Genomic DNA, 4,976 nt, shown 5'->3' on the forward strand with positions numbered 1-4,976 from the left:
CACCCTACCTCACCTTCTCCAGGCGGCTCTCGGCCTCCAGCCGGAGCAGCTGCTGCTCCAGATGCTCGATCTGCCTCGCCATCCGCTTCAGCTGTTCCTGCAGCGGATCGGGCAGCTTCACCTGGTCGAGATCGACGCTCTTCCCCGCTTCACGGAGATGATCGCCCCGCCGGCGCACGATTTTCCCTGGAATCCCGACCACCGTACTGTGCGGCGGGACCTCCTGAAGCACGACCGAGCCGGCGCCGATCTTGGAATAATCGCCTACGGTGAACGGGCCGAGCACCTTGGCCCCCGAGCTGATCACGACGTTGCTGCCGATGGTGGGATGACGTTTGCCGGTGTCCTTGCCCGTTCCCCCCAGCGTCACCCCTTGATAGATTGTGACATCCCTGCCGATCTCGACCGTTTCGCCGATCACCACGCCCATGCCGTGGTCGATGAACAGCCCTTCGCCGATCACCGCGCTCGGGTGGATCTCTATGCCTGTCAGCGAGCGGCTGACCGCGGCAACGATCCGTGCGGCGAGTCGGAATTTGCGGCGCATGAGCGCGTGGGCGACCCGGTGCAGCACAAGCGCATGGAATCCGGGGTAGACGAGGATGACCTCCCAGGCGGAACCGGCGGCCGGATCCCGGCTCAGGGCGGCCTGAATATCTTTCTTGATCGTGCTGAACATAGGGCCTCCTCTCATAAGGTCGACGACTTGTATCACAAGAACAAGCTTACTTCATTGGGTAAAACGGCGGGCGATGTCCTCGGCCGGCTGTTCCGTTATCCCAACATATGCCGAAGGGCCGGCGGTCACGCGGGCCGGGGAAGCCCATCTCCGCGCGCAGAGATGGAGCCGAAGCCGCAGCGCTCCTCCGCCTGCCTCCAAGCCGGCCCGTCAGACGGACAGCTCTGCGGCCTCTCCCTTGGGGAGTTCGGTGTCCCGGACCGAGAAGCTGCGGACGGACTTCAGGCACAGCATCACCGCACCGCAGATCACAATCAGGATGCCGGCCAGCAGGAACAGCTCGTCCACCTGCAGGCGCAGGGCCAGCGAGCCGCCGATGATGCTGCCGAGCGGGATCGCCAGATTGGACAGGGACGTCACGGAGGCCATGACCCGCCCCATCATTCTCTCTTCCGTCAGCAGCTGGATAAACGACATCTGCAGCACATTGACGACGCCGGAGCAGAGCCCGAACAGCACAATGGCCAGCACCTTCCAGCCGATCGCCTGCGGCAGCAGGAAGAACAGCAGCAGGGAGAAGCCGCTCCCGATCCAGAACATGGAGATCCACAGGCCGGTCTTGGGCAGCGCGCTGGCCGACACGGCGCCGAGGATCATGCCGAAGAAGAACGCCACGTAGATCCCGCTGTAATACAACGCGGAACCGTAAGATTCCCCCAGGGAAGGCAGCGCGATCACCAGCAGGGAAACGGAGAAGTTGGCCACGACATTGAGGATCATGAGCACCCGCAGGAAAGACTGGCTCCACAGGAACTCCAGCCCTTCCTTCAGCTCGGCCAAGTACCTGCCGGGGCTGCCGCCCGTGCCGGCGCCCTCCGGCCGGGGCTGTGCCGGAGACTTCTTCAGCCGCCGGGACAGCCCCCAGAACAGGAGAGCCCCCGTAAAGCAGGCGGCCGAAGCGACGTAGAACGAAACGCCGGCGCCGAGCCACGCCACCAGGGTGCCGCCGAGCAGGAACCCGATCAGGTTGATGAGCTGGTCGGAAGACGAGGTCAAGGCATTGCCCTGAACCAGCAGCTCCTTATCCTCCAGGATTTGCGGCAGCAGGGTCATGTTGGCCGGATAGAAGAGTGCGGAGAAGACCGACGCCAGCAGGACCAGGACCAGGATCAGCGTGAAGGACAGGATGCCCGGTCCGGCCAGCATCGGGATGAACAGCAGGATGACGCCCTGGGCCAGCATGGCTATGCACGATAAGGCGGAAGCCGAGAAACGGTCGATAACGGGTCCGAACGCGAAGCTGAAGACGGCGGCGACGGACAAGGCCGTGAACGTAAATCCGGTAAAGGCCGGTGAGTGAAATGTGGTCTGGACCACCCAGAGAAGCGCTATGAAATAAATGCTGTCCGCAAAGTTGGCCAGGGTGCGCGAGCTGAAAAAGGAAACGAAGTTCCCGTGCTTCAACAGGGTCAGCATGCTACTTCATGCCTTTCTCGGCCGTCATCGGAGGGCCCGATTTGTTCCGGAAGCGGTGAACGGCCGCCGCGATAAACGCACAGATCGTGAACAGCACCATGAACAGCAGGCCGAAGTTCAGGGCGAGGTGAGGGGGCGCCAGCGGTCCGGGTTCAATCCCGCGCAGGTGATAGAAGAAGTTGTCCCAGACCCAGCCGATCGTCTGCAGCACGGCTCCGGCCATGATGCCGTAGTAAGGCCAGAGGGTCCCCTTTCCTTTTCTCAGCAGCAGCAGTGCCGTAATAAAGAGCAATGGCGCTCCGACGAGATCCAGATAATGGGCCGGCGGAATAAAATAAAGCTCATCGTACCCGTATTTCTCGTGATACAGTGTGTCCCAGACAATGCCGGTAATTTCGATGCCCACACCCAGGGCCAGAAGCCATCTCATAGATAATCCTCCCAATGTATATAGATCGTTTGCCGAACAGGTACACCTACATGGACCCATCCCCTGCTTGCCGTGCAGCTTCACTCACACGGTGAGCTGCCGTCAGGCTTTGCCGCACCTTCGCTCCGGACAGGAGCGATCTTAGGCAGGCAGAAGCTGCCCGATGTTCGCGGCCAGCGCCTTGTCCGCATAATACCGTCCCATCGCTACGTCGAACACGGCCATGCCCATGGGATTGAACATGACAGGCTCTTCCGGCGGGAGCGTATCCATCCAGTCCCCCAGGAGCAGATCGACCAGCGTATGCGTCATTTCCTTCTGCAGGCCTTCCTGCAGGTGAAGCCGCTCGATATCCGTATTCTGGCGGCAGACCTCTTCCCACTCGTCCACGACGATCCCGGAGCGTACATGAGGATAGATGTCGTTCTTGAAATCCCGCAGCGAAATATTCAGCAGAAGAGCGCCTCCCTTGGGCGGAAGGTCGATATAGGGCTCGGAGGCCACGGTACACGTCAGGAACAGATCGGCGCCGAGGTACGCGTCCTGCCAGCGGTCCACCGTCTCGATCCGGCTCCGGTACGCTTCCGGAAGGAACTGGAGGTCCACTGGCCGCGGATCATACAGCTTCACGGTGCCGATGCGGTCGCCCCACATGGACAAAGCCATCGAGAGATGCGCCCTGCCGATCGGCCCAAAGCCGGTCATGCCGAGGGTATAGCTCTCGCGCGGGCGGTGCTCCATATAGCGCTTGATCACGCTGCCGGTGACCGAAGCCGTACGGATACAGCTGAGCAGCGCCGTATTGATGATCGCCTGGGGTTCGCCCGTCTCCGCATTGTTGAGGATAACGACACTGCTCGCGCGGGGCAGGTTCCTGTCGATGTTGCCGGGGAAGCTCGCAATCCATTTGATGCCGGCCGTGTAGATGTCTCCGCCGACAAAGGCGGGCATTGCAATAATGCGGTTGGCCGGGTTGTGATATCTCAGGTAAGGCTTGATCGGCTGGACGAACTCCCCGCTCTCCAGACAGCGGACCACCTCTTCGATCACGGCAATCGTCTCTACCCAGGGAATTCCCACCTCGTTCAGATGGCTCTCGTTCAAATAAATCATCTCTCTCAGCTCCTTAGGGTGGGTTGGCGGACCGCCATTCCCGATTTCACCGCGTCCGCCCCCCTCTTCGTCTTTTACATCCGGTCGATCTTGAGAATCCAACGATTATCCGATGCTTATCCGATGTTCAGGGCATGCACCTGATCCTGAATCATGGCGCACCAGTCCGGGTTATAGATCGTACTCGCATACCGCTCTCCCCGGTCCGGAAAGACCATCACGATATTCGGCTTTCCTTCGAACCGCCGGCCCGCAATAAACTTCCGCACCGCGGCATAGACCGAGCCGGAGGAGCCACCGACATACATGTAATGCCTGCCGAGCAGCCTGTGGCAGTGCTCGATCGTCTCCTTCTCGTCCACCAGGATAACGTCATCGTAACGGGCATACTGCAGAATGCCCGGAACCATGCTGGAGCCGATCCCCGGGATGTACCTCTTGCGCGGTGCCCCGCCGAAAATCACGGAACCGCACATATCCACCGCCACGACGCGGGCCTCAGGGAACCGCTCCTTCACCATCAGGGACGTCCCCGTAATCGTGCCGCCGGAACTGACGCCCATGAAGAGATAATCGACGGACTCCACCTCGTCGCAGATTTCCCGGCCCAGGGAATGATAATAAGCCTCGGCGTTGAGCGGGTTCGCATACTGGTTGATCCAGTAGCAGTTCGGCATCGTCTGCAGCACCTGCTGGACGGTCGCGATCCGGCTGAGCAGATACCCTCCGCTGTGATCGGGCTCGGTGACCTTGATCAGATTCTCGCTGAGCTCGCGGATGATCATCTCGTTCTCCGGCGTAATGTTGGGGTCGACCACGCACCAGAAGCGCAGACCGTAGCTTTTGCAGTAAGAGGACAGGGCCACGCCGAAATTGCCTGAGGACGACTCGATGATCACGGTGTCCCGGTTGATCCGCCCGCTGCGGAGAAGCTCCTCCAGGATATAAGCCGCGCTCCGGTCTTTGACGCTGCCTGTCGGATTGAAGCCTTCCATCTTGGCATACAGGTTGACATGGCTCAGCTCTTCTTCCTGCATATGAATCAGGGGGGTATTGCCTACTTTCTCCAAAATGGTCTGATACACGATATGCTTCGCCTCATTTCCGCAGTGTTCTGCAGTGTTCCGGCACGCCATCAGGTCAGCCGGCCTTAGAATTCCGAATTGCCACGCCTGTGCGATACACGCTGTTCCTTCCCGGGTATCCGATCGGATTCCGGGTAGAAGGAGGTGCGGAGAAGGCCATGGGCCCTCCCCGCCCTTCCCCCGGACCGGCTCA

Annotated in this window: 5 protein-coding genes; all 5 read right to left on the reverse strand. The window is 60.6% G+C overall.

Annotated features, from left to right (window positions below):
* Positions 1 to 4 precede the first annotated feature (4 nt).
* Positions 5 to 679: a serine O-acetyltransferase gene (gene cysE, locus PM3016_RS21970; protein ID WP_014370982.1), complete on the reverse strand. Its 675-nt coding sequence runs from the start codon at positions 677 to 679 to the stop codon at positions 5 to 7.
* A 210-nt stretch (positions 680 to 889) separates the two neighbouring features.
* Positions 890 to 2,155 (reverse strand): MFS transporter, encoded by a 1,266-nt coding sequence (locus tag PM3016_RS21975; RefSeq protein ID WP_014370983.1) that lies wholly within the window; start codon positions 2,153 to 2,155, stop codon positions 890 to 892.
* 1 nt (position 2,156) lies between these two features.
* Entirely contained in the window at positions 2,157 to 2,585 is a 429-nt protein-coding gene (locus PM3016_RS21980; RefSeq protein ID WP_014370984.1) for a hypothetical protein, read from the reverse strand.
* A gap of 141 nt (positions 2,586 to 2,726) precedes the next feature.
* On the reverse strand, positions 2,727 to 3,698 hold the full coding sequence (locus PM3016_RS21985) for an ornithine cyclodeaminase (RefSeq protein ID WP_014370985.1): 972 nt from the start codon (positions 3,696 to 3,698) through the stop codon (positions 2,727 to 2,729).
* A 116-nt stretch (positions 3,699 to 3,814) separates the two neighbouring features.
* Entirely contained in the window at positions 3,815 to 4,783 is a 969-nt protein-coding gene (gene sbnA, locus PM3016_RS21990; RefSeq protein ID WP_014651734.1) for a 2,3-diaminopropionate biosynthesis protein SbnA, read from the reverse strand.
* Positions 4,784 to 4,976: the final 193 nt, after the last annotated feature.

The organism is Paenibacillus mucilaginosus 3016, assembly GCF_000250655.1.
In the GTDB taxonomy this organism is placed as follows: domain Bacteria; phylum Bacillota; class Bacilli; order Paenibacillales; family NBRC-103111; genus Paenibacillus_G; species Paenibacillus_G mucilaginosus.

Bases quoted from the DNA above. Each gene is read 5' to 3' on its own strand.
- cysE (WP_014370982.1), bottom strand. From the start codon at position 679: ATGTTCAGCACGATCAAGAAAGATATTCAGGCCGCCCTGAGCCGGGAT.
- PM3016_RS21975 (WP_014370983.1), bottom strand. From the start codon at position 2,155: ATGCTGACCCTGTTGAAGCACGGGAACTTCGTTTCCTTTTTCAGCTCG.
- PM3016_RS21980 (WP_014370984.1), bottom strand. From the start codon at position 2,585: ATGAGATGGCTTCTGGCCCTGGGTGTGGGCATCGAAATTACCGGCATT.
- PM3016_RS21985 (WP_014370985.1), bottom strand. From the start codon at position 3,698: ATGATTTATTTGAACGAGAGCCATCTGAACGAGGTGGGAATTCCCTGG.